The sequence below is a fragment of the Citreimonas sp. genome, from assembly GCF_042096055.1.
Classification (GTDB): domain Bacteria; phylum Pseudomonadota; class Alphaproteobacteria; order Rhodobacterales; family Rhodobacteraceae; genus Citreimonas.
Genome location: NZ_JBELMH010000013.1, coordinates 32,424 through 56,259 on the forward strand (window position 1 = coordinate 32,424; position 23,836 = coordinate 56,259).

General features: G+C 67.7%; 18 protein-coding genes. 5 read left to right on the forward strand and 13 right to left on the reverse strand.

Annotation, left to right across the window (positions count from 1 at the left end; translation table 11 throughout):
• Positions 1-6: 6 nt before the first annotated feature.
• A complete protein-coding gene (locus ACFDTC_RS05180; RefSeq protein ID WP_375257808.1) occupies positions 7-1,899 on the reverse strand; it encodes an ATP-binding protein in 1,893 nt (630 codons plus the stop codon).
• Between the two features lie 283 nt (positions 1,900-2,182).
• On the opposite strand from ACFDTC_RS05180, the gene ACFDTC_RS05185 reads away from it, so the two are divergent.
• From ACFDTC_RS05185 to ACFDTC_RS05195, 3 genes are all read left to right on the forward strand, one after another.
• The gene (locus tag ACFDTC_RS05185) at positions 2,183-4,474 is read left to right on the forward strand and encodes an Orn/Lys/Arg decarboxylase N-terminal domain-containing protein (RefSeq protein ID WP_375257809.1); all 2,292 of its coding nucleotides are present in this window, start codon (positions 2,183-2,185) and stop codon (positions 4,472-4,474) included.
• Positions 4,437-5,126, forward strand: a complete 690-nt coding sequence (locus tag ACFDTC_RS05190) for a c-type cytochrome (protein ID WP_375257810.1) — start codon at positions 4,437-4,439, stop codon at positions 5,124-5,126. The genes ACFDTC_RS05185 and ACFDTC_RS05190 overlap by 38 nt, the downstream gene beginning before the upstream one ends.
• A gap of 133 nt (positions 5,127-5,259) precedes the next feature.
• The gene (locus ACFDTC_RS05195) at positions 5,260-6,561 is read left to right on the forward strand and encodes a PQQ-dependent sugar dehydrogenase (protein WP_375257811.1); all 1,302 of its coding nucleotides are present in this window, start codon (positions 5,260-5,262) and stop codon (positions 6,559-6,561) included.
• Positions 6,562-6,675: 114 nt separating this feature from the next.
• Here ACFDTC_RS05195 and ACFDTC_RS05200 read toward each other — a convergent pair whose 3' ends face one another.
• The 12 genes from ACFDTC_RS05200 to ACFDTC_RS05255 form a co-directional block, all read right to left on the reverse strand.
• On the reverse strand, positions 6,676-8,193 hold the full coding sequence (locus ACFDTC_RS05200; protein WP_375257812.1) for a class I adenylate-forming enzyme family protein: 1,518 nt from the start codon (positions 8,191-8,193) through the stop codon (positions 6,676-6,678).
• Positions 8,194-8,211: 18 nt separating this feature from the next.
• Positions 8,212-9,201, reverse strand: coding sequence for an NAD(P)H-dependent flavin oxidoreductase (locus ACFDTC_RS05205; RefSeq protein ID WP_375257813.1), 990 nt, complete (start codon positions 9,199-9,201; stop codon positions 8,212-8,214).
• Positions 9,198-9,623: a PaaI family thioesterase gene (locus tag ACFDTC_RS05210; RefSeq protein ID WP_375257814.1), complete on the reverse strand. Its 426-nt coding sequence runs from the start codon at positions 9,621-9,623 to the stop codon at positions 9,198-9,200. Before ACFDTC_RS05210 ends, ACFDTC_RS05205 begins: the two co-directional genes overlap by 4 nt.
• Complete coding sequence (locus tag ACFDTC_RS05215; RefSeq protein WP_375257815.1) at positions 9,623-10,747, reverse strand: acyl-CoA dehydrogenase family protein; 1,125 nt, start codon at positions 10,745-10,747, stop codon at positions 9,623-9,625. Before ACFDTC_RS05215 ends, ACFDTC_RS05210 begins: the two co-directional genes overlap by 1 nt.
• A gap of 1 nt (position 10,748) precedes the next feature.
• Positions 10,749-11,945 (reverse strand): acyl-CoA dehydrogenase family protein, encoded by a 1,197-nt coding sequence (locus ACFDTC_RS05220; protein ID WP_375257816.1) that lies wholly within the window; start codon positions 11,943-11,945, stop codon positions 10,749-10,751.
• A 60-nt stretch (positions 11,946-12,005) separates the two neighbouring features.
• Positions 12,006-13,181, reverse strand: a complete 1,176-nt coding sequence (locus tag ACFDTC_RS05225) for an acetyl-CoA C-acyltransferase (protein ID WP_375257817.1) — start codon at positions 13,179-13,181, stop codon at positions 12,006-12,008.
• 9 nt (positions 13,182-13,190) lie between these two features.
• On the reverse strand, positions 13,191-15,281 hold the full coding sequence (locus ACFDTC_RS05230; protein ID WP_375257818.1) for a 3-hydroxyacyl-CoA dehydrogenase NAD-binding domain-containing protein: 2,091 nt from the start codon (positions 15,279-15,281) through the stop codon (positions 13,191-13,193).
• A 70-nt stretch (positions 15,282-15,351) separates the two neighbouring features.
• On the reverse strand, positions 15,352-16,161 hold the full coding sequence (locus tag ACFDTC_RS05235; RefSeq protein ID WP_375257819.1) for an IclR family transcriptional regulator: 810 nt from the start codon (positions 16,159-16,161) through the stop codon (positions 15,352-15,354).
• A 7-nt stretch (positions 16,162-16,168) separates the two neighbouring features.
• A complete protein-coding gene (locus tag ACFDTC_RS05240) occupies positions 16,169-17,506 on the reverse strand; it encodes a TRAP transporter large permease (RefSeq protein WP_375257820.1) in 1,338 nt (445 codons plus the stop codon).
• A 1-nt stretch (position 17,507) separates the two neighbouring features.
• Entirely contained in the window at positions 17,508-18,011 is a 504-nt protein-coding gene (locus ACFDTC_RS05245; RefSeq protein WP_375257821.1) for a TRAP transporter small permease, read from the reverse strand.
• A 71-nt stretch (positions 18,012-18,082) separates the two neighbouring features.
• Positions 18,083-19,135, reverse strand: coding sequence for a C4-dicarboxylate TRAP transporter substrate-binding protein (locus ACFDTC_RS05250; protein WP_375257822.1), 1,053 nt, complete (start codon positions 19,133-19,135; stop codon positions 18,083-18,085).
• Positions 19,136-19,305: 170 nt separating this feature from the next.
• Entirely contained in the window at positions 19,306-20,199 is an 894-nt protein-coding gene (locus tag ACFDTC_RS05255; RefSeq protein WP_375257823.1) for a hypothetical protein, read from the reverse strand.
• 159 nt (positions 20,200-20,358) lie between these two features.
• On the opposite strand from ACFDTC_RS05255, the gene ACFDTC_RS05260 reads away from it, so the two are divergent.
• The gene (locus tag ACFDTC_RS05260) at positions 20,359-21,405 is read left to right on the forward strand and encodes a methyltransferase (RefSeq protein ID WP_375257824.1); all 1,047 of its coding nucleotides are present in this window, start codon (positions 20,359-20,361) and stop codon (positions 21,403-21,405) included.
• A gap of 162 nt (positions 21,406-21,567) precedes the next feature.
• Positions 21,568-23,823 carry a PAS domain-containing protein gene (locus ACFDTC_RS05265; RefSeq protein ID WP_375257825.1) on the forward strand — a complete coding sequence of 752 codons (2,256 nt, stop codon included), beginning with the start codon at positions 21,568-21,570 and terminating at the stop codon, positions 23,821-23,823.
• The last annotated feature ends 13 nt before the right edge of the window (positions 23,824-23,836 follow it).

The window sequence follows — 23,836 nt, forward strand, 5'->3', positions numbered from 1 at the left end:
GCCGCGTCAGCCGATGTCCAGCGCCGCGAGCGCCGCGGCGAATTGTTCCTTCGACACGGGCTTCATCATCGTCACGCCTTCGGCCACGGCGTTCTCGGCGTCTTCGCCGGCTTCGTTCATCGGGTAGCCCGACACGAAGATCACCGGTGTGCCCGGGCGCAGCGCCACCACCCGTCGCGCGAGATCCCGCCCCCGGATCGCGCCGGGCATGACCAGGTCGGTGATGACCACATCGATCGTCGCGTCGGCCTGGAACAGGCGCAGCGCCTCGGCCCCGCTCAGCGCCGGCGTGACGGAGCAGCCGATCTTTTCCAGCTGGCCGCGGGCGGCGCGCAGCACCGCCGGATCGTCCTCGACCAGAAGCACGTGGTAGCTTCTGTCGAGCGATGCGGTCGCCGGCGTCTCGATCGGCAGCGCCTGGCCGTCCGAGACCGGAAAGTACAGCCGAAACACGCTGCCCAACCCCTGGGTCGAGCTGAGGTCGATGCACCCGCCCAGCTGATGCATGTAGCTTTGCACCAGCGACAGCCCCAGGCCGGCGCCCTTGTCGACGGGCTTGGTGGTGAAATACGGCTCGAAGATCTTCTCGAAGTAGTCCGGGGCGATGCCCTCGCCGGTGTCGGCGACCTCGACCACCACGAAGCGCCCGCCCTTTGGCAGGCCGGGCACCTCGGTCGGGCTGCCGGGCAGCTGCACGATCTTGGCGGATACGGTCAGCGCACCGCCCTCGGGCATGGCGTCGCGCGCGTTCAGCGCGAGGTTCAGGATCATGTCTTCGACCTGGGACTTGTCGGCCCAGACCGGCCCCGGTGCCCCGTCCAGCCGCAGGTCGATCGTGACGGTTTCCGGGAAGGTCCGGCGCATCATGCCGACCACGCCCCTCAGCAGGGCGACCATGTCCAGCGCGCTCGGCTCGAGGATCGCGCGGCGGCCGTAGACCAGCAGCGTCCGCGTCAGGTTCCGGCTGCGCTCGATCGCCTCGTGGATGTCGCGGAACATCTCGGCGCGCAGGTCGGGGTCGGCCTCGGTCTCGGCCAGTTCGAGGTTGCCCAGCATGACGGCGAGCGAGTTGTTGAAGTCGTGCGCGACGCCGCCCACCAGTTGCCCGAGCGAGTCGAGCTTGCGCGAATGGAACAGCGCCTCCTCGGCCTCCTTCTCGCGCGTCATGTCGATGCTGAAGCCGCCGACCATCGTCTCGCCGGTCGAGGGTTCCTGCACCGGGAACTTCGAGGCGCGGATGATGCGGTATTCGCCCGTGCGCGCCTTGATCCGGCCGGTCCAGGTGATCGGGTTGCCGCTGCGCACGACTTCGGCGTCGTGGGCCTGCACCCGTTCGTAGGCGTCGGGATCGAAGAAATCGCGCGCGTTGGACCTGGCCAGATCCTCGCGCGACAGGCCCCACCACTCCGCCGCCAGGCGGTTGCCGTAGACGTTCCGGCCGTCCAGCGTCTTGATGTAGGCCGAGGCCGGGCAGTTCTCGAAGAACTCGTTGAACAGCCGCTCGCTACGGTCCAGCGCCTCGCGCAGGTCGACCTCTCCGGCGATGGATTGCAGGAACCCGGCGACGCCCGAGACGCAGTCGGCGCCGGAGGTCCGCAGAGCGGTCGCGTTGAACGACAGGTAGGCTTCGTCCGCATTGCGCAGGCGCAGCGTCGCGGTCATGACCTGATCCGACGAAGCGCCGGCTTCGAGGGCGTCGATGAAGGCGTTCCGGTCCGCCGGGTGCACCAGCGCGTGCGCGTCCGGCTCTGCGGTGTGGCCCAGCATCTGCAGCACCTCGTCGGACCACGTCAGCGCACCGGTTTCCGCTACCCAGTGAAACAGCCCGGCGCTCGAGCTTTGCATCAGCGTCAGCAACTGGTCACGGTCGAGCATGTCGCCGGCGTTCAGGCTAGGCATGGCGCTGTCCCCCCGGCGTGCCGCGAAGGCCGCTCACGCGCCCTGACCGTTTGCCGATCCAGATGGTCTGGCGTGTCCTCATATCGGCAGACTATCGCTCACGTTGATCGGAACAATGGAAAAAATGTACCTTACGAAAGGTAAATTGCGTTCCGGCAACAGGAACTGCGCGTCCAAGCGGCAGCCGGCGAATTCGCGATCTCGTGCGCAGGTGGCCATTGCACCCGCCGGCGATCTGCGGCCATCACTGGGGGCGCAGGCCGCTCGCACGCAGGAGAAGACCATGAAGTTTCGTTTCCCCATCGTCATCATCGACGAGGATTTCCGCTCGGAGAACTCGTCCGGGCTGGGCATCCGCGCTATGGCCGACGCGATCGAACGCGAAGGCTTCGAGGTGCTGGGGGTGACCAGTTACGGCGACCTGTCGCTGTTCGCGCAGCAGCAGTCGCGCGCCAGCGCCTTCGTGCTGTCGATCGACGACGAGGAGTTCAGCCCAGGCCCCGACCTCGACCCCGCCGTGGTCAACCTGCGCAACTTCATCCAGGAGGTGCGGCGCAAGAACGAGGACGTGCCGATCTACGTCTACGGCGAGACCAAGACCAGCCGCCACCTGCCCAACGACATCCTGCGCGAGCTGCACGGCTTCATCCACATGTTCGAGGACACGCCCGATTTCGTCGCGCGCCACATCATCCGCGAGGCCAAGGGCTACCTCGAGGGGATCCAGCCGCCGTTCTTCAAGGCGCTGCTCGATTACGCCGAGGACGGGTCCTATTCGTGGCACTGCCCCGGCCATTCCGGCGGCGTGGCGTTCCTGAAAAGCCCGGTGGGGCAGATGTACCACCAGTTCTACGGCGAGAACATGCTGCGCGCCGACGTCTGCAACTCGGTCACCGAACTGGGCCAGCTGCTGGACCACGACGGCGCCATCGGCGCGTCCGAGCGCAACGCCGCGCGGATCTTCAACGCCGATCACTGCTTCTTCGTGACGAACGGCACCTCGACCAGCAACAAGATGGTCTGGCACCACTCGGTCGCGCCGGGCGACGTGGTGGTGGTGGACCGCAACTGCCACAAGTCGATCCTGCACAGCATCATCATGACCGGCGCGGTGCCCGTGTTCCTCAAGCCCACGCGCAACCACCACGGCATCATCGGCCCGATCCCGCAATCCGAGTTCGAGATCGGCTCGATCCGCGAGAAGATCCGCGCCAATCCGCTTCTGTCGGAGGTGGACGCCGACACCGTGCAGCCGCGCATCCTGACGCTCACGCAGTCGACCTATGACGGTGTGCTCTACAACACCGACACGATCAAGGCGCAGCTCGACGGCCATATCGACAGCCTGCACTTCGACGAGGCGTGGCTGCCCCACGCGGCGTTCCATCCGTTCTACGGCGGCTACCACGCGATGGGCCGCAAGCGCGAGCGCCCGCGCAAGTCCATCACCTACGCGACCCAGTCGATCCACAAGCTGCTGGCCGGGATCAGCCAGGCCAGCCACGTGCTGGTGCAGGACAGCCAAGAGCACAAGCTGGACCGCCACCTGTTCAACGAATCCTACCTGATGCACAGTTCGACCAGCCCGCAATACAGCATCATCGCCAGCTGCGACGTGGCCGCCGCGATGATGGAGCCACCGGGCGGCACCGCGCTGGTCGAGGAAAGCCTGGCCGAGGCGATGGATTTCCGCCGCGCCATGCGCAAGGTCGACGAGGAGTTCGGCGACGACGACTGGTGGTTCCAGGTCTGGGGTCCCGAGTCGATGGCCGAGGAAGGCATCGGCGAGACCGACGATTGGGTGCTGGGCAAGTCCGACGCCGACTTCGCCCAGGGCAAGGGCAGCGCCGACACCTGGCACGGCTTCGGAGAGATCGCGCCCGGCTTCAACATGCTGGACCCGATCAAGTCGACGATCATCACGCCGGGGCTGAACCTCGACGGGCGGTTCGAGGACACCGGCATTCCCGCGTCGATCGTCACCAAGTTCCTGACCGAACACGGCGTGGTGGTCGAGAAGACCGGGCTCTACAGCTTCTTCATCATGTTCACGATCGGCATCACCAAGGGCCGCTGGAACACGATGCTGACCGCGCTGCAGCAGTTCAAGGACGACTACGCCAAGAACCAGCCCATGTGGCGGACCATGCCGCAGTTCAGCGCCAAGCATCCGCGCTACGAAAGCATCGGCCTGCGCGACCTGTGCCAGCACGTGCACACGCTCTACAAGAAGTACGACGTGGCGCGCCTGTCAACGGACATCTATCTCGGCGACCACACCCCCGCGATGAAGCCCAGCGACGCCTTCGCCCACATCGCCCAGCGCAAGACCCAGCGCGTGCCGATCGACCAGCTCGAGGGGCGCATCACCACCAGCTTGGTCACGCCCTACCCGCCGGGCATCCCGCTGCTGATCCCGGGCGAGGTCTTCAACCGCAAGATCGTCGAGTATCTCGACTTCAACCGCACCTTCACCAAGGAATGCCCCGGCTTCGAGATCGACATCCACGGCCTGGTGCAGGAGGTCGACGAGGACGGTGTGGTCCAGTATTTCGCAGACTGCGTCGCGATTTAGGTCCGAGACGACGGAACCCTTTGGTTATCGGCGGAGTTTCAACCGGCCACATAATGCCGGCCCGTCGCGCAGCCCCGTCCCGGGGCCGCGGCGGGACCCGGAAACGAAACGGGCGGGGGAGATCCGAATGAAGTCAGCGATACTTGGGGCGGCCGTCGTACTCGGCCTTGCCGCGACGGCGCACGCCGATGAAGTCACCATCTCGGTCACGGGGGACTCGGTCACCGTGACGGACCAGAGCGGCGCGGTCGTCGCCGAAGGCGGGGCGACCATCGTCATCGACGGCGACGGCGAGATCGTGGTCTCGAGCGAAGACGGCGCGGCATCTGAAAGCACCGACAAAGCGGCAACCGACGGCACCGACGCCGCGCAGGGCGCCAGCGGCGCGATCCCGGCCTCGGCCGACGTCGCGGCGGGCGAAGAGGCCTACCAGGCCGTCTGCCGCAACTGCCACGGACCAAAGGCTCAGGGGATCGCCAGCTATCCGCGGCTGTCGGACAAGGACTACGCCTACATCGTCGACCGGCTGGAAACCTACCGCGAAGGCGAGCGCGTCGGCCCGAACTCGATGCTGATGATCCCGCACGCCCGACCGCTTGCGGACGAAGACATCGTCAACCTTGCGGCGTATATCACCACCGCGTTTGACTGATCCGAACACGGCGCGGCATTTCCGTTACGGCTTGCCGAAGCGGAAATGCGTTAATACGCTGTGCCTATCCGGGTCGTCATGCGTCCTCTGGATAGCGTGACCGCCCGGGCAACAAGCCCTCAGGGAGGACACCATGAACAACCCATTCCGCAGACCATCCACGGCGTACCTGCTGCCGCTTCTGGCGGGCGCGGCGTTCGCCGCGTCGCCGGCGCTGGCGCAGTCCGGCATGAATACCACCAGCCTCGAACACGAGGTCGTCCTGTCTGATTTGGACAGCCCGTGGGACATGGCGTTCCTCGACGACGGCACGATGTTCTTCACCGAGAAGTGCGAGGGCCTGTCGGTCCGCATGCCCGACGGTTCGGTCAACGCGCTTCTGGGCATGGGCGAGACCGAGGGCTACCCCTCGAACGCCGATGACCTGTTCTGCGAAGGCCAGGCCGGCATGCAGGGCGTCGCGGTCGACCCGAACTTCGAGGAGAACCGCCGCATCTACGTCTACGCGACGTCGAACATGTCCGACCCGCACACCAACCGGCTGATGCGCCTCGAGGTGAACGAGGACTTTACCGAAGTGTCGAACCGGACCGACATCGTCGACGACGTGCCCTACAAGATGGAAGCATCCGACCACCCGTTCGGCGGCCCCGGCGCGCATAACGGCGGCCGCGTGCGCTTCGGCCCCGACGGCGCGCTGTGGCTGACCACCGGCGACAACCACAACCCCGAGATCCCTCAGAGCCCGACGATGATGGGCTCGAAGGTTCTTCGCATGGACACCGACGGCAACGCCCATCCGGAGAACAACCCGCCCGAGGGTTTCGACCAGCGGACCTACACCTACGGGCACCGCAACGTGCAGGGCATCGCCTTCCATCCGGAAACCGGCGACGCCATCGTGGTCGAGCACGGGCCGTGGCACTCGGACGAGACGACCGTTCTGCAGAACGGCGGCAACGCCGGCTGGGACCCGCGTGACAACATGGCCGGCCGCGGCGACTGCCCCGACGGCTATTGCGGCTACATGCCCAACCAGAACGAGGGCATGAACCGGTTCGAGCGGGCGGCCTTCATGCCGATGACCGACTTCGAGACCTATCCCGACGCCATGCCCCCGATCTGGGAAAACAACGGCTGGTCGCAGGGCAGTTCCTCGGCCGCCTTCCTCGAAGGCGAGCAGTGGGGCGACTGGAACGGCGACATGGTCGTCGGCATCATGGGCATCGGCTTCGGCGGCACGCCGATCGGCCAGCGCATCGACGTCATGGACCTGATGGTCGAGGACGGCGAGGTGTCGGTCAACGACGTGACCGAGATGACGCTGCCGATGGAATCGGCCCGCTTCCGGTCGCTGGTCCTCGGCCCCGACGGCAGCCTCTATGCCGCGGTCGACGAAGGCGCGATCCACAAGCTGACCCCGGGCGGCGAATAATCCGCCCCGCCGCGCCGCCTTCGGGCGGCGCGGCATCCCGGCCCCCGGCCGGATGCGCATCTGCTCGATCGAGACGAAACTCCATGCGCCGGGCATCGTCCGGCGCGTCGTCGTTCAGGCCGGCGCGTCGAGCCTGTCGGCGAAGGTCGCGAGCAGCCTGTGCTTCAGGATCTTGCCCGTCGCCGCCGCGGGCAACGCATCGACCATCACGATACGCGACGGACGCTTGTAGCCCGACAGCCGCGTCGCCACGAAGGCACGCAGCGTTTCGGGGTCGACCGCACCCGGCGCGGTCGGCACGCAGAAGGCCAGCACCTCCTCGTCGCCGCCGGCCTTGCGGCCGATGACGGCCGATTGCACCACGCAGGGATGGTCGTTCAGCGCCGCCTCGACCTCGGGCGGGTAGACGTTGAAGCCGCCGCGGATGATCAGCTCCTTCGACCGGCCCACGATGTGCAGCCGCCCCTCGGCGTCGATCCGGCCCAGGTCGCCGGTGCGCATGAAGCCCTCGGGCGTGATCGCCTGCGCGGTCGCCTCGGGGTTGCGGTAATAGCCCTTCATGATGTGCGGGCCGCGGGTCAGCACCTCGCCCACGCCGGGTTCGTTGCCGACGCTTTCGTCCAGCGTCACCTCGACCCCAGGCAGCGGCGGGCCGACGGAAATGTCGGGGTCGCCGATCGCGTTGCGCGTGCCGCTGACCCCGGCGGTGGTCTCGGTCATGCCGTAGCCGTTCTGCAGCGGCAGGCCGTAGAAGCCTTCGGCCTTGCGCTTCCACGCCGGGTCGAGCGGCGCGGCCCCCGACGAGACGTAGCGCAGCCGGTCCGAGCCGAGCGTCTCGTGCCCGTGCTTGGCGGCGTAGGCCATGAGCACGGCGTGCATCTGCGGCACCGCCGGCACCACCGTCGCGCCGCGCTTGAGCGCGTCGTACAGCCCCTCGGCCGAGAACCTCGTGGTTAGTTCCACCGTGCATCCCGTCAGCGCCGAGGCCATGAGCATCGAGGCGAGGCCGAACACGTGCGTCATCGGCAGCACGCCGTAGACGTGATCCTCGGGCACCAGCTTCCGCAGATCGCGGGAGGCGGTGGCGGCGAAGATCAGGTTGCCGTGCGTCAGCATCACGCCCTTCGGGTCGCCCGTGGTGCCGGTCGTGTAGAGGATCACGGCGACCTGCCCCTGCCCCGCCTCGACCGGCTCTGCCGCGCCGGCGGAGCCTTCGGCCATACGCAGAGCGCCGAACCCGGTCGCGACGGGTTGTGCATCCGCGTCATCGGCGTGCTGGGCTGCTTCTTGCGAGACATGCGCGGTGAACAGGATCCGCTTGGGCTGCGCATGGTCGCGGATGCGCGCGATCTCGGCCGCGGACATGCGCGCGTTCACCGGCACCGCCCAAGCGTCGAGCGTCGAGCACGCCATGACCAGCACCGCCACCGCGAAGCAATTCTCGGCCACGATCAGCACGCGGTCACCCGCGCCCACGCCTTGCGTCGCCAGAAGCTGCGCGGCCTCGTCGATGCGCGCGGCGTAGCCCGCCCAATCGACGCGCGTGCCGTCGCCGTCGATCACGGCGACGGCATCAGGGCGGGTTTCGGCATGGGCTTCGACCATCCGGTGGATGCGGGTGAAGTCGGTCATCGGTCTCCTCCTGCCCCGTCAGGGGCGCAGCCGGGCCAGCGCGATCAGCGCTTCGGCCTCCAGCGTCTTTGCAATTTCGGCGAAGCTCTCGGAGCGCTCGAGCAGCCCCAGCGCCTGCCCGGCCGAGAGCATGCCCCTCGAGACGTCGCCGGTCCGGTAAGCCTCGCGGCCGATCTTTCCGGCGACATGCGGCATCAGCGCGTCGATGCCGATATCGGGGTTCTCGCGTTCCAGCCGCGCGACGGTCTCGGTCGTTTCGTTCCTCAGCGTGCGGATGGTGTTTCGCACGCTCTGCATGGTCAGCGCGGTATCACGCTCTCCCGCCGCCACCAGCGCGTCCTTGTAGCCCTGGTGCGCGGGCAGTTCCGCCGCGGCGAGGAACCGCGTGCCCATGACCACGCCCGCAGCCCCGCAGGCCAGCGCGGCGACGATCTGCGCGCCGGTGCCCACGCCACCGCCGATCAGCCAAGGGATCGTCAGGCAGCGTTCGGCGAGGCCCAGGTTCACCATCGATCCGATCAGGTCCATGCCAGGATGCCCACCGCATTCCGCGCCCACGATCGCCACCATGTCCACGCCGACGCTCTGCGCCTTTTCCGCGTACCGCACGGACGGCACCTTGTGGAGGATCGTGACGCCGGCCTCTTTCAGCAGCGGAACGTAAGGCTCGGGGTTGCGGCCCGAGGTCTCGACCACCTCGATGCCCTCGTCGATGATCAGGCGAAACACGTCCTCGGTCTTCTCGCCCGGCACCAGCTTGGGCAGCATCGAGACGTTGACGCCGAAGGGCCGCCCCTCGGCCATTTCGCGGCAGCGCGCGATCTCGGCCTTCAGGTCGGCCGGTTCGGGGAAGCTCGCGGCCGTGATGAACGGCAGGAAACCAGCGCGCGCTGCGGCGGCGCAATACTCGGCATCCGCCAGCCACATCAGCCTGCCCGCCAGGACCGGCAAGCGCAGGCCGAACCGCTCGGTCAGAGGCGTGTGCAAGGCGCGGTCGGCCGGTGTCACGCATCGCCCCCGTGTTCCAGCTTCTCGCGCGGGACGCGCTTGAACACGCCGGTGGCGGTGGCGATCAGGCGGCCGTTGTCCGCCTCGAGCCGCGCCTCGATGAACAGCAGCGACTTGCCGCCACCGGTGACGCGGCCGGTGGCGGTCAGGCGCTGGCCCACATGCGCGGGTCCGACGAAGTTCGTGGCCATCGAGATCGTCAGGAACGGAGAGCGCCCCGTCGCGTCCACCGTCAGGCTGCCCGTCGCGCCCATCGCGTTGTCGAGCATCAGCGCCGCGATCCCTCCGTGCAGAACGCCGTGCCGGTTGGCATGGGCCTCGGTCATGGTGAGCATGCAGCGCGCGCAGCCATCCCCGCCCTCGACATCGAGCACGTAGCCAAGCGTGCGCTGCGCGCCGGTCTCGTTCTCGATCAGCGCCATCAGGCCGCCGACAGCCGGATGAAGCGTTCCAGGTGGTGGTCGGTGTCGCCGAAACGATGATCGACCATCACCAGACGCTTGGCGAAATGCCCCAGCGCGTATTCCTGCGTCATACCGATGCCGCCATGCATCTGGATCGCCTCCTCGGCCACCAGCCGACCGGCGCGGCCGATCAGGTTCTTAGCGGCGCTCACGTGCCGCTCGCGGGTCACGCGGTCGGATTCCAGATGGCCGGCGAGGTTGATGACGGCCGAGCGCGCCTGCTCGATCTCGATCAGCACGTCGGCCATGCGGTGCTGCAGCGCCTGGAACTTGCCGATCGGCTTGCCGAACTGCTTGCGGCTTTGCAGGTAGTCGACGGTCAGCGCGCGGCAGGTCTCCATCAGCCCCAGCGCCTCGGCGCAGGCGGCGCAGGTGGCGCGCGCGTTGGCGCGCTCCAGCGCGTCCCAAGCCCCGCCCTCGGGGCCGATCAGCGCCTCGGCCGGCACGGTCACGTCGAACGACACTTCCCCGGCGCGGCCGCCGCCGTTCATGGCGTAGTCTCGGATCTCGACGCCCTCGCCCGGCTCGACGAAGAAGACCGAGATGCCGTCGGTGTCGGACGGGTCACCCCCCGTACGGGCGGTGACGACGAAGCCTTCGGCGACGCCGGCGAAGCCCACGACGGATTTCTGTCCGGTGATCTTCCAGCCGTCGCCTGCGCGCACGGCCTTGGTCTCGACGTGCTCCAGATCGTAGCGGGCGCCGGGTTCGGTATGGGCGAAGGCGAGGATCTGACCGCCGATGATGTCCTCGATCCGCTCGGCTTGCGCCTCACCGCCCAGTTCGGCCAGCAGGCCGCCGGCCAGCACGCCGCTCTCGATCAGCGGTTCGAACACGCCGGCGCGGCCGATTTCCTCGAACACGACCGACAGGTCGAACCCGGCGCCGCCGAAGCCGCCCTGCTCTTCGGTGAAGAGCGCGCCGATCACGCCCATCTCGGCCAGGCCCTGCCAGAGCGTGTCGGAATGGCCTGTCTCGCTGTCAGTCGCCTCGATCAGCGCCTCGGGCGAGATGGTGTCGGACAGGTAGCGCCGCAGGCTGTCCTGCAGCATCTGGCGTTCTTCGGTGAGTTGAAAGTTCATCTCAAAGCTCCAGGATCGCCTTGCTGATGATCTGGCGCTGCACCTCGTTGGAGCCGCCATAGATCGAAAGCTTGCGGTTGTTGAAATAGGCCTGCGTGGCGGGCATCGCGTAGTCCGGCCCCACGGGCGGCACGTTCGAACCCTCGTCCAGTGCCTCGGACACGAAGGGCATGGCGTAGGGGCCCGCGGCCTGGCGCGTGAGCGCGTTGATCTCCTGCCGGATCACGGTGCCCTTGATCTTGAGCATCGAGCTTTCCGCCCCCGGCGCCTGCCCGGCCGCCGCGGCGGCAATGGTGCGCAGGTTGGTCGTGGCCATGGCCATCAGGTCGATCTCGACCTGCGCCATCTTGGCGGCGAAGAACGGATTCTGGATCAGCGGCTTGCCGCCCGAGTGCTCGAGCCCCGCGATGCGGCGCAGGTTTTCCAGCCCGGCGCGGGCGAAGCCGACGCCCGCGATGTTCGTGCGCTCGTGCGTCAGCAGGTACTTCGCGTAGGTCCAGCCCTTGTTCTCCTCGCCCACGAGATTTTCCACGGGGACCTTCACGTCCGACAGCCAGACCTCGTTCACCTCGGCCTCGCCGTCGATCAGCACGATGGGCCGAACCTCGACGCCAGGGCTGTTCATGTCGATCAGCAGGAAGCTGATCCCCTCCTGCGGCTTGCCCTCTTTCGACGTGCGCACGAGGCAGAAGATCCAGTTCGCGTACTGGCCGAGCGTGGTCCAGGTCTTCTGACCGTTGACGACGTAGTGGTCGCCCTCGCGCACCGCAATCGTCTTGACGGACGCCAGATCCGACCCTGCCCCCGGCTCGGAGTAGCCCTGGCACCACCAGTCGTCGCCGTTGAGGATGCGCGGCAGGTAGTATTCCTGCTGCGCCTGACTGCCGAACTTCATCAGCACCGGGCCGAGCATGTTGAGGCCGAACGGCACGATGCGCGGCGCGTGCGCGGCGGTGGTCTCTTCCTCGAAGATGTGGCGCTGCACGGCGTCCCAGCCGGTGCCGCCGTGTTCCACCGGCCAGTTGACGCCCAGCCAGCCCTTTTCGTTGAGGATGGCATGCCATTCCTCGTAATCCTGCTTGGTCAGGCGCTTGCCGCCGGCGACCTTGTCGGACAGGCGATTGGGCAGCTTGTCGGCCAGGAAGGCGCGGACTTCGTCGCGGAACGCCTTCTGTTCATCGGTATAGGTGAGATCCATCGGTCTCTCCTTTCAAGTTGCAGGGGCGGAAAGGATGCCCCGCCCGGTGAGGCCAGCGCCTCAGAAGATTTCGAACAGGCCCGCGGCACCCTGGCCGCCGCCGATGCACATGGTCACGACGCCCAGCTTTGCGCCGCGGCGGTGTCCCTCGATCAGCAGATGGCCGGCCATGCGCGCGCCGGTCATCCCGAACGGGTGGCCCACCGCGATCGAGCCGCCGTCGACGTTGAGCCTGTCGTTGTCGATGCCGAGCTTGTCGCGGCAGTAGAGCAGCTGGCTGGCGAAGGCCTCGTTCAGCTCCCACAGGTCGATGTCATCGACGCTGAGACCCGCGCGCTCAAGCAGGCGCGGCACGGCGTAGACCGGGCCGATGCCCATCTCGTCAGGCTCGCACCCTGCAACCGCGAAGCCGCGGAAGCGGCCCAGCGGCGTCAGGCCGGCGCGCTCGGCCTCTTTGGCGTCCATCATCACCAGCGCCGCGGCGCCGTCGGAAAGCTGCGAGGCATTGCCGGCGGTGATGTACTTGCCTTCGCCGCGCACGGGCTTAAGCCCCTGCAGCGCCTCGAGCGTGGTGGACGGCCGGTTGCATTCGTCCATGTCGATGGTCGCCACGACCTCGGCGGTCTCGCCGGTGGCCTTGTTGGTGACCTTTTTCACTACGTCCATCGGCACGATCTCGGCATCGAAGCGCCCGGCATCTTGCGCGGCGGCGGTGCGCATTTGGGACTGGTAGCCCAGCTCGTCCTGCGCCTCGCGGCTGATGCCGTAACGCTCGGCCACGATGTCGGCGGTGTCGATCATCGGCAGGTAGAGGTCGGGCTTGTGCTCCATGATCCACGGGTTGGGCGACTCGTCGGGCGGCGGCTGCACGCCCGAGATCGACTCGATCCCGCCGACCAGCACGGCCTTGGCGCCCTCGGCCGCGATCATGTGGCCGCCCATCGCGACCGCCTGCAGGCCGGACGCGCAGAAGCGGTTCACGGTCGTGCCGGCGATATCGACCGGCAGGCCCGCGCGGATGATCGCCTGGCGTGCGATGTTGCGGCCGGTAGTGCCTTGCGGATAGCCGCAGCCCCAGATCGAATCCTCGATCATCTTGGGGTCGATGCCCGCACGCTCGACAGCGTGCTTGGTGACGTGGCCGGCCATGTCGGCGCCGTGGGTGATGTTGAAGCTGCCGCGCCCAGCCTTGCCGATGGCGGTGCGGGCGACTGAGACGATGACGGGATCGGACATGGGACCTCCTCAGCCGTTCAGGCTGGCAAATTTCTTGTTGTCGGATGCGAGCCGCCACAGCAGCGGCGCGGGCTGCCAGAAGAAGGCGTCTTCCTCGGCGTAGCGTTCGATATCGGCCAGCAGTTCGGTCAGGCCGACGGTGTCGGCCCAGTGCATCGGTCCGCCGCGCCAGCGCGGGAAGCCGTAGCCGTAGAGGAAGGTCACGTCGACATCGAGCGGGCGTTGCGCGATGCCTTCCTCGACCACGCGAGCGGCCTCGTTCACCATCGCGGCCATGTAGCGGCGCTGGATCTCCTCATCGCTGAAGTCGCGGGGGGTGATACCCTGCTCCTCGCGCGCCTTGGCGACGAGCGCCTCGACCTCGGGGTCCTCCTGCCCGCCGCGCTGGCCTTCGGCGTAGATGTAGTAGCCCCGCCCGGTCTTCTGCCCGAGCCGTCCGAGGTGGTAGAGTTCGTCCGCCCAGGTCGGGACGATGTCGCGCGGGTCACGCGTCGCGGCCTTGCGCTGGCGGGTGGCGTAGCCGATGTCGAGCCCGGCAAGGTCGCCCATCTCGTAAGGACCCATCGGCCAGCCGAAGGCTTTGACCGCGCGGTCCACCTGGTAGGGCGAGGCGCCCGCCAGCACCATGCGGTCCGCGCTCGCGCGGTAGGCCGACAGGATGCGGTTGCCGATGAAGCCGTCGCAGACGCCCGCGCGCACGGCGGTCTTGCCCATCGTCTTGGCCAGCGCGAAGGCGGTGGCGGTCACGTCATTCGCGGTGTCGTCGGCGACGACAACCTCGAGCAGCTTCATCACGTGCGCGGGGCTGAAGAAGTGCAGCCCGATCACGTCCGAAGGGCGAGACGTGCTGCGCGCGATGTCGTTCACGTCGAGATAGCTGGTGTTGGTCGCCAGCACCGCGCCGGGCTTCATCACCCGGTCGAGTTCGGCGAAGACCTGTTTCTTGACCTCCATGTCCTCGAACACCGCCTCGATGGCCAGGTCGGTGCCGCTGAGCGCGTAGTAGTCGGTCGCGGTTCGGAAGGCGTCGTTGAGGATCGCGTCGCGCTGAGCCTCGGACAGCTTGCCGCGCTTGACCGCACCGTCGAGGTTCTTCGCGATGGTCGCGGCGGCCTTCTCGGCCGAGGCGTCGTCGCGTTCGACGAGCGTCACGTCGAGGCCCCGCGTCAGCGCCGCCGTGGCGATCCCCGCGCCCATGGTGCCGCCGCCGATCACGCCGATCTTGCGGACCTCGCGCGGGGCGACGCCCTCGATCTCCGAAAGCTTCGCGGTCTTGCGTTCGATGAAGAAGGCGTGGATCAGGCCGGCGCGCTGCGGCGTATCCATCATCTCGTTGAAGATGCGGCGTTCCTCGGCCAGGCCCGGCTCGATCTCCAGCCGCGTGGCGGCTTCGACCGCGTCGATGGACGCCAGCCGCGAAACTTCACCGCGGTTCTTCTTAGACCAGAGCGCCCGCGCTTCCTCGAACGCCTGCGCATCGTGCTGCGGGCAGGCAAGCTTGCCCACGGGGCGCGGGGCGGCGTCGGTCTCGATCAGCTCCTTTGCGTAGGCCAGACCCGCCTCGCGCGGATCGCCCTCGGCCAGCCTGTCGGCCAGCCCGATCTCGACGGCGCGTTCGGCCGACACGGTACCGCCCGCGGGAATGACCTCGAGCGCGGCCTTGACACCGGTCACGCGCGGCATCCGCTGCGTGCCGCCGGCGCCCGGGATGATGCCGAGGTTGACTTCGGGCAGGCCCAGCTTGGCGCCCTTGATGGCGAGACGATAGTGGCAGCCCAGCGCGACCTCGAGCCCGCCGCCCAACGCCGCGCCCTGGATCGCGCAGACGACGGGCTTGGGCGAGGATTCCATCCGGCCGATGATCTCGGGCAGCCACGGATCCTTCGGCGGCTTGCCGAATTCCGAGATGTCGGCGCCGCCGAGGAACAGCTTGCCCGCACCCAGGATCAGCGCCGCCTTGGCGTCGTCGTCGGCCTCGAACCGCGCAATCGCGTCGCTCAGGCCGACGCGAACGGCATGGCCCAGCGCGTTCACCGGCGGGTTGTCTATGGTGATGACGGCCACGCCGTCGGTCAGTTCGTAGCGGACCTTGTCTGTCACATCGCCCTCGTTTTCCTGTGCGGGATCGCGCCCGCGTTTGCCTGTGGCGGGCATCTCGCCCGCGCCGGGGTCAGTCGCGGAAGATCGTGCCGCCGCCCTGCCCCATGATGCGTTCCAGTTCTTGCACGGCGGCGTTCAGCCGCGGCCCCACCTGGTCGCGCATCCGCTCGACGGTGAGATCCTCGGGCATGGCGCCGCAGGTGAAGATCACCGGCTCGGACAGGTCGCGCGACTGGAAGGGGCGCGCCACCGCGTGGATCGACGGCGCGAAGTAGCTGGCCGGGTCGTGGATCACGAAGCCGCGTCCCATCAGCTGGCTCCAGGCCTCGCGCCGCGTCTCGGCCGCCGCGACGGGGTCGGCGCCGGCCAGCAGAACGGTGCGATGAAAGGCTTCTTCGGATTGCGTCGCCAGCAGCGCCCGACCCGAGCTGGACCCCATAACCGGCACGCGGTGGCCGGCCTCGAGCCACAGCGAGGACACGCCGCGCGGCCGCCACGTCTTGACGATCAGCAGCTTGGCCTGGTCGCGTACCAGCAGCAGCGACAGCGTGCCGGTCTCGTCCGCGGTGCGCTGCATGATCGGCCCGGCCAGGTCCACGAAGCTGATCGAGGCGGCGGCGACGCTTCCCAACGCCAGCAGCGCGGGGCCGGGCCGGTAGCGGTCGGCGCGGCCCGAATGGGTCAGGTACCCGAGCTGGTGCAGCGTCCAGCTGAGCCGTGACACCGTCGACTTGGGCAGGCCGGTGCGCTCGGCGATCTCGCCATTGCCCAAGCCGTCGTCGCTGGCGCGGAAGGCGCGCAGTACCGCCAGCCCGCGCGCCAGAGTTGTGGCAAAACGGCGGTCGGCTTCGGGCGTGGTGTAGGGGACGTGTTCGTTCATCGCGGCCTCACATCGACGATGGTATCAGCAGCGACAGGATCGGGAAGGCCATGATGAGGACCAGCACGATCACGTCGATGGTCAGGAACCGCATGATCCCCGAAAAGATGCGATCGATCGGCACCTCTTTCCCGACCACGCCGGCGATGACGAAGACGTTGAGGCCCACCGGTGGCGTGATCAGCCCGATCTCGAGCAGCTTGATGACCACGACGCCGAACCAGATCAGGTCCCAGCCGTAACTTTCGACCAGCGGCACCATCAGAGGCAGGGTCAGGACCATGATCCCGATCGGGTCGAGGAACATGCCCAGCACCAGGTAGATCACCGCGATCGCCAGCAGCAGCACGACGACCGACAGGTTCGCGTCGCTGACGAAGCCGACGATGTCCGAGGCGACGCCGGTCAGCGCGATGAAGGCGACGAAGATCTTGGCGCCGGCCGCGATGATGAAGATCGAGGTGGTCTGGATCACCGTCTCGCGCAGGCTCTCCCACAGGCCGGCGAAGGTCAGCTTGCGCTGCGCGAAACCGATCAGCACGGCGGCGGACACGCAGACGGCCGCGGCCTCGGTCGCGGTGAAGATGCCGCCGTAAATGCCGCCCACGATGATGACGAACAGCGCCACGGCGGGCCAGGCCTCGGCCGCGGCACGGAACCGTTCGCGGGTGCTGATCGTGCCGGTATAGGCGGGCGCGGCCTCGGGCTCGCGCCAGACCCAGATGTAGATGACCAGCAGGAAGCCCAGCAGCGACAGGATGCCGGGGATGATGCCGGCCAGGAACAGCGCCGAGATCGAGGTTTCGGTAAAGATGCCGTAGATGATGAACAGGACCGAGGGCGGGATCAGGCTGCCCAGCGTGCCGCCCGCCGCGACCGATGCGGTCGCCAGGCGCTTGTCGTAGCCCATGCGCAGCATCTCGGGGCTGCAGATCCGGCCCATCGTGGATGCGCAGGCGATGGACGAACCGGTGATGGCGGAGAACCCGCCGCAGCCCAGGACGGAGGCCATGGCAACCCCGCCCGGCACCGCTGCCAGCCAGACGCGCGCGGCATGGTAGATCTTGGTCGTGATGTCCGCGCGGTAGGCGATATGGCCCAGCGCCACGAACAGCGGGATCATCGACAGGTCGTAGGAATGGATCAGGTCGAACGAGTTCGAGAAGACGAGGCTCGCGGTCGGCGTCAGCGCGCGCTCGGGCATGAAGGTCCCGGTGCGCAGCGCGAAGATCGCGAAGGTGCCCAGCGTGGCGACACCCGCCAGCGCGAAGGCGATGGGCACGCGCAGGCCCAGCAGCAGGATGACCGCGGCGAAGGCGATCAGGCCGATCAGCGTACCGTCCATGTCAGCCCCCGTGCCCGGTCTCGGCCAGCGCCTCGCCCCGGCGCAGCGCGCCGACGTCGTGCCAGACCATGATCGCCAGCCGCAGCCAGCAGAAACTCACGCCGATCAGGAAGATCACCCGCCCCGGCCATTTCGGCAGGTTCAGGTCGCCGAAGAAGTAGCCGCCGGATTCGATGGTGTGCGCGACCTCGCGCCAGCCGGCCCAGATCAGCGGCGCCAGCGCCAGCAGGCCGAAGACCGACCCGAAGATCACCAGACCGTCCCGCACGCGCGGCGGCATGCGGTTCGACACGAACTCGACCACGATGTGCGACCGCGACGCGGTGGTGGCGGCGAGCGGTAGGATTACGGCGGCGACCATCAACTCGCTGACCATGACGATCGCGTCCGGCACGCCCGAGTTGAACACCGCGCGCAGGATCACCGTCGCGGTGATGAGAAAGCCGAGGCCCAACACCGAGATGATGGACAGATCGACCAGCAGGCGCTCGATACGGCGCAGCATGGCTTACCTCGATTGTCGGAAACGTGTGGGATCGGCCGCGCCCGGGGCGCGGCCGCGAAGCCGGCGGGGCGTCAGCCCTGCTCGCGCTCCCAGGGGTAGCCCTGCGTGTCGCGCTCTTCGGTGTACTTGGCCAGAAGCGCCTTGTACTCTTCGAGGATCGCGGCACCGTCGAGGCCCATGTCCGACACCTGCTCGACCCATTCGTCGATGTACTTCTGGCCGGCCTCGACCAGCTTGGCGCGCTCTTCGTCGGGCAGCTCGATGATCTCGACGCCCGCCTCGCGCATGGTCTCGATCGCCGCCTCGTTGTCGGCGGTGATCAGCCGGCCCAGTTCGTCCGACATGGAGGCGCCGGCATCCAGCAGGATCTGCTGCTTTTCCTCATCCAGACGGTCGAACGCCTGCTTGTTCATGAAGACGCCCAGCGCGCCGGTCTGGCCCCAGTTCAGCAGCGTGTAGCTGTCGATGACTTCCTGCTGCTTCAGCGCCGCGGTCGCGTAGCTGTAGGTCTGCGAGCAGTCCAGCAGGCCGGTGTCGAGGCCCTGGTAGGCGTCATAGATCGACATCGGCACGAGGTTGGCGCCGAAATCCCCGAACGTGTCGCCATAGGCGCCGACGCCACGGATCTTGAGGCCCTCGATGTCCTCGACGGTGCGGATGGCGGCGTCCTTGCAGCCGATATGAACGGCCGAGGTGGTGAAGGTGCCCAGGTAGACCAGATTCTGTGCCGCCAGCTGTTCGGCGATCTGCTCGTTGGTGCGCATGATCTCGTCGGTGGCCTTCATGCCGACCCACGCGTCCGAGCTTTCCAGCGGCATGTCGGCGATCCGGTAGGGCGCCATTTCCTGCGGGAAGTAGACCGCGATGATGGTGCCCATGTCGGCCACGCCGTCGGCGATGCCCGAAAGCGCCGCGCCGGCCTTGAACAGGGCGCCGCCCCACTGGATGTCCAGCGACATCTCGCCGCCCGACTTCTCCTCGACCTGCTCGGCGAAGAAGTTGAGCGAATCGCCGCGCGCGCCGCGGTTCGGGCCGGCCTCGCCGACGAAGAATTCCTGAGCGCCGGCGCTGGCCGCGCCGAACATCAGCGCGCCGGTCAGCGCCGCTTTCATCGTGATGGTCATGGGGTCCTCCTCCCAATTTCACTATGCGGAATTTAATTCCACCTTATGGAACATGGCGTGGCGCCCGCCGTCAAGCCCCCGCCGGCGGGTCCGCCGCCCAAGCGCGGTATCGCGTTGATCGGGAATGACAGTTTATTTTGGGGCGCCGACCGCTGAAGACCGCCACGGCCTTAGCGGCGCAGCGTCACCGGCCCCAGCGGGTGCATGATCTCTGCGGTGCGCCAGACCCCGTCGCCGCCCTGCTCCAGCGTCATCACGCTCTGGAACGACGGCAGCGCCAGCAATTGCCCCGTCAGCACGTGCGTCCGGTACAGGCCCTGGATCCGGCGCGTGCACAGCCGGCGGGCGCGCTTGACCAGGCGCACCAGGTCGGTGACCTCGTGCATGCGGAAATCCGTCATCACCCGGTCGTAATCCGCCCGCAGCGCCTCGCGGTCGCGGATGACGAGCGTTCCATCGGCGTTCTGCAGGAACAGCGGCAAGCGGACGGAATCGGACAGCAGGGCGAAGTCGCCTTGCAGGAACGCCCGGGTGATGCGGTCGAGCGCGTCGGAGAAGATGGCGGCCACCTCGGCGTGGTCCTCGTCGGCGCCCGGCATCGTCTCGAAACCATTGCCGAACGGGCCGTCGCCGATCGCGTAATGCGACCGCGAAAGCCGCCAGTGCCCGTCCTCGCGCGTCAGCCGCGACAGGCCAGAATGCGGCGGGCGGGCCAGCGTGGCGCGCTTGAACAGGCGCGTGACGTGCGTGCGCATCACGCGGCTGGGGCCGTCGGGGATCACTGCTCCGATGGTGCCTTCGACGCGGGTCACGCCGAGGTCGCGCCACTCGGCAGCGACCTGTCGAAACGCGCCTTCCATCGCCTCGCGCGTCTCGAACCGCTGCAACCCCTTGGAGGTCGCCGTGACCAGCGGCAGCCGGACATGCTCGAGGAACGCGTTGAAATCCTCCGAGAGGACCGCGTCGGCCACCAGGACCATGTTGCGCTGCGCGGCGCTTTCCGCCTCTGGATCCAATCCCGCACCGGGGAAGTCCCGTCGGGCGGGGTTGGAGGGTACACTCATGACAAACCTGCGAACACCGAAGCGACAAAACGCGAAAAAGATCGCACGCTGATGCCCTTCGGGCAAGCGCGGGACCGGCGTTCGGCGGAGCACCGCTGTTGCGCCGGGGGGCCTAGTGGCTAAGTTCGAATGGAAGAAGAACCACGGACAGGAGCCGACATGCGCCTCGACATGACCCCGCCGCGCGGCGGCAAACCCGTTGAAAGCGCCGAGGAGCTGTCGGCCATCGCGTTCAGCTTCATGGCCTCGAAGGCGCTTTTCGCCGGTCTGCATGTCGACCTGTTCACCGCGCTGGCCGACGGCCCCATGTCGGCCGAGGATCTGGCCCACGCTACGGACGTTCCGGCGAACCGGATCGTGATCCTGACCACGGCGCTGACAGCGATCGGACTTCTGACGCAAACCGACGATGGCCTGCTGGCCAACGCGCCGGCGGCCGAAGCCTTCCTGTCGCGCAAGTCGAAGCACGATTTTGGCGACTACCTGCGCTACCAGATCGACCGTCAGATGTATCCGTTCCTGCTGCAGCTCAACGCCGTGATGAAGGACGAGCTGCCGGACGAGGCGATCGCCTCTTACCACCACTGGATGGCGGACGAGACGCAGGCCGCGATCTACTCGGAATCCCAGCATGCGGGTTCGCTCGGCCCCGGGCGGTCGCTGGCGCGGATGGTCGACCTGTCGGCGGCCCGCAGCCTGCTGGACGTCGGCGGCGGCACCGGTGCGATGACCATCAGCCTGTGCAATGCGTATCCCGACCTTCACGCGACGATCATCGACTTTCCCAACGTGGCCGAGATCGGATGGCGCTTCGTGACCGAGGCCGGGCTGGTCGACCGCGTGCGCTACATTCCCGGCAACGCGATCGAGGCGGCCTGGCCCGGCAGCCAGGACGCGATCCTGATGTCGTACCTGATGAGCGGCGTACCCGGCAACGCGGTCGGCCCGCTTCTGGACAAGGCCTTCGCCGCGCTGGCCCCGGGCGGCACGCTGATCGTGCACGACTTCATGGTCGAGGACGACCGCGAAGGCCCGGCCCTCGCGGCGCTGTGGCAGCTTCAGCACATGGCCTTCACCCCCGAGGCGCGGTCGCTGTCCGTGGGCTGGCTGACCCGCCGCGGCCAACAGGCCGGATTCGACGTGCGCCCGGGCGAGGCGCTGATCCCGGCTATGACGAAAGTTGTCGTGATGCGGAAACCGGATTGAGGAAACCGCCGCGCCAAGCCGTGCGTTGGCAGGGACATAGCGGTTTCTCGCGCATCGGGCCATGAATGTCGCGCATTTGAGCGGTAGACCTTGAACCGGTGCGCCGGATGCCTTGATCTTGACCAAGGCTCCGACGTCCATGGCCTGAACACAGGAGTTGCATTGCCCATCTCTGATCCCGAGCGCACGGACATCCAGCTTCTCGAACTCGCCAGCGAAGTCAGCCGGACGGGCGCGTGGTACTACGACATCCTGAACGACCGCGTGACCTGGAGCAGGGTGACGCGGCAGCTGTTCGAGCAGGACGAGGATGTGGAGATCGACCTCGACACCGCGCTGGCTTTCTACAGACCGGAAAGTCGCAAGCGCCTGACCGACGCGGTCGAGCGCTGCATAAGCGACGGCACGTCCTTCGACCTCAACCTCGAGGTCGAGACGCCCGGGCGCGGCACCTTCGTCGCGCGCTCGGTTGGTCGTGCGCAGCGCGACGAGACCGGCCGCATCGTCGGAATGGCGGGCTCATTCCAGGACATCACCGCCATGGTCCGCGCCGAGCAGCGGCGCGAGGCGGCCGAGGCCGAGCTGGAATTCGTCATGCGCACCATGTCCGACGGGTTCTTCCTGCTGGACAAGGAATGGCGCTTCAGCTTCGTCAACGCGGCCTCGCAGCAATTGCTCCAGCGCCAGCCAGCAGAGTTGATCGGGCGCAACGTGTGGGCGGAATTTCCTGACGCCCTCGGCACCAGCTTCGAAAGCAATTACCGCTTGGTCCGCGAAACCGGTCAAAGCAGCAGCTTCGTCGAGTATTTCGAGCCGCTGCAGACCTGGTTCGAGGTCAACGCCCACCCTGCGCAGATGGGCGTGGCCGTGCATTTCCGCGATATCACCGCACGCGTCGCCGAACGCGAACAGCTGCAGCTGTTCCTGACCGCGGTCGAGCACCAGCCGGTCGGCGTGATGATCGTGCCGCTGGACGGCACCGCGCCGCTTTTGGACCAGCCGATCGGCTACGCGAACGAGGCTATGACGCAGTCGTCGCGTCGCACGCGCCGTCAATTGTCCGGGCTGACGCTGCGCGCGCTGCTGGGCGATGCCGCCGATGCCGATGCGGCCGCCCGCTTCGCCTCGGCAATCGAACGCGGACAGACCGCGCGCGAAAGCTTCAAGACACGCACCCCGGCAGGCAAGAACCAGGTCTACGACGCCACGGGTGCACCGATAATCGGCGCGACCGGCTCGGTCAGCCACGCGGTCGTCATCATGGATGACGTGACCGAGCGCCGTCAGGCCGAGGCCGAGGTGCGCCGCACCGAGCGGCTGGCGCTGCTGGGCCAGTTGGCGGGCGGGGTCAGCCACGATTTCAACAACCTGCTGGCCGTCATCATGGGCAACATCGAGCTCATGGGCCTGACGCGCGACCCGGCCGAAGCCGAACAGTTGCGTACCGAGGCCGTCGATGCGGTGCTGCGCGGCAAGACGCTGAACGAAAGCCTGCTCGCCTTCGCCGGCCGCGCCACGATCGAGCCGCGGACCGAGGACCTGGGCGAGTTCATCGGCGCGCTGCAGCCGCTGCTGCGCCGCACCCTGCCGTCGAACATCGAACTGATCGTCGATTCCCGCCCCGGGCTGCCGCCGGTCGTGCTCGACCGGGCGATGGCGGAAAGCTGCGTGCTCAACCTGGTGATCAACGCGCGCGAGGCGCTTCCCGAAGGCGGCCGGATCGAGATCGCGGTCGAGGACCGCACCGCCCGCCACGGATTCGAGGACACGATGCAGCGCTGGACGGTGCTGGTGGTCCGCGACAACGGTAAGGGCATCCCCGCTGAACTGCACGAGGCGGTGTTCGACCCGTTCTTCACAACCCGCGGCGTCGGCGAAGGATCGGGCCTGGGACTCAGTCGCGTGCGCGGTTACGTGGAACAGACCGGCGGATTCGTCACGCTGGAAAGCGCGGTCGGCAAGGGCACGGCCGTGTCGCTGTACTTTCCCATCGCCACGGTCGACGACCGCGCCCCGATGTCGAAGCGCCAGACGTCAAACGCGCCGCTGCCGCGCCCGCGCGGCCGCGTCCTGCTGGTCGACGACACCAAGGCCGTCGCGCGCGTATCCTCGCGCCTTCTGGAATCGCTGGGGTATGAGGTGCGCGTTGCCCATAACGGCGACGAGGCGACCGCCCTGTTCGACCGCGAAGGCCCGTTCGAGTACCTGCTGACCGACATCGTCATGCCGGGCGAGGCCGGCAACGCACTGGCCGCGCGCCTGCGCAAGCGCGCGCCACGCCTCGGCGTGATCCTGATGTCGGGATACCCGCAGCGGGCGGAATTCTCGTCGATGCTGGACGACCGGACGATCTTTCTGGACAAGCCCGTGTCGCGCGACCGGCTGGCCGATGCGCTTCAATCGCTCAACGCCGGCTGATCGGATCGTGTCG

What these genes read in the sequence shown, in the direction of transcription:
- ACFDTC_RS05180 (WP_375257808.1), bottom strand. Translation starts at nt 1,899, where the DNA reads ATGCCTAGCCTGAACGCCGGCGACATGCTCGACCGTGACCAGTTGCTG.
- ACFDTC_RS05185 (WP_375257809.1), top strand. Translation starts at nt 2,183, where the DNA reads ATGAAGTTTCGTTTCCCCATCGTCATCATCGACGAGGATTTCCGCTCG.
- ACFDTC_RS05195 (WP_375257811.1), top strand. Translation starts at nt 5,260, where the DNA reads ATGAACAACCCATTCCGCAGACCATCCACGGCGTACCTGCTGCCGCTT.
- ACFDTC_RS05200 (WP_375257812.1), bottom strand. Translation starts at nt 8,193, where the DNA reads ATGACCGACTTCACCCGCATCCACCGGATGGTCGAAGCCCATGCCGAA.
- ACFDTC_RS05210 (WP_375257814.1), bottom strand. Translation starts at nt 9,623, where the DNA reads ATGGCGCTGATCGAGAACGAGACCGGCGCGCAGCGCACGCTTGGCTAC.
- ACFDTC_RS05215 (WP_375257815.1), bottom strand. Translation starts at nt 10,747, where the DNA reads ATGAACTTTCAACTCACCGAAGAACGCCAGATGCTGCAGGACAGCCTG.
- ACFDTC_RS05220 (WP_375257816.1), bottom strand. Translation starts at nt 11,945, where the DNA reads ATGGATCTCACCTATACCGATGAACAGAAGGCGTTCCGCGACGAAGTC.
- ACFDTC_RS05225 (WP_375257817.1), bottom strand. Translation starts at nt 13,181, where the DNA reads ATGTCCGATCCCGTCATCGTCTCAGTCGCCCGCACCGCCATCGGCAAG.
- ACFDTC_RS05235 (WP_375257819.1), bottom strand. Translation starts at nt 16,161, where the DNA reads ATGAACGAACACGTCCCCTACACCACGCCCGAAGCCGACCGCCGTTTT.
- ACFDTC_RS05240 (WP_375257820.1), bottom strand. Translation starts at nt 17,506, where the DNA reads ATGGACGGTACGCTGATCGGCCTGATCGCCTTCGCCGCGGTCATCCTG.
- ACFDTC_RS05245 (WP_375257821.1), bottom strand. Translation starts at nt 18,011, where the DNA reads ATGCTGCGCCGTATCGAGCGCCTGCTGGTCGATCTGTCCATCATCTCG.
- ACFDTC_RS05250 (WP_375257822.1), bottom strand. Translation starts at nt 19,135, where the DNA reads ATGACCATCACGATGAAAGCGGCGCTGACCGGCGCGCTGATGTTCGGC.
- ACFDTC_RS05255 (WP_375257823.1), bottom strand. Translation starts at nt 20,199, where the DNA reads ATGAGTGTACCCTCCAACCCCGCCCGACGGGACTTCCCCGGTGCGGGA.
- ACFDTC_RS05260 (WP_375257824.1), top strand. Translation starts at nt 20,359, where the DNA reads ATGCGCCTCGACATGACCCCGCCGCGCGGCGGCAAACCCGTTGAAAGC.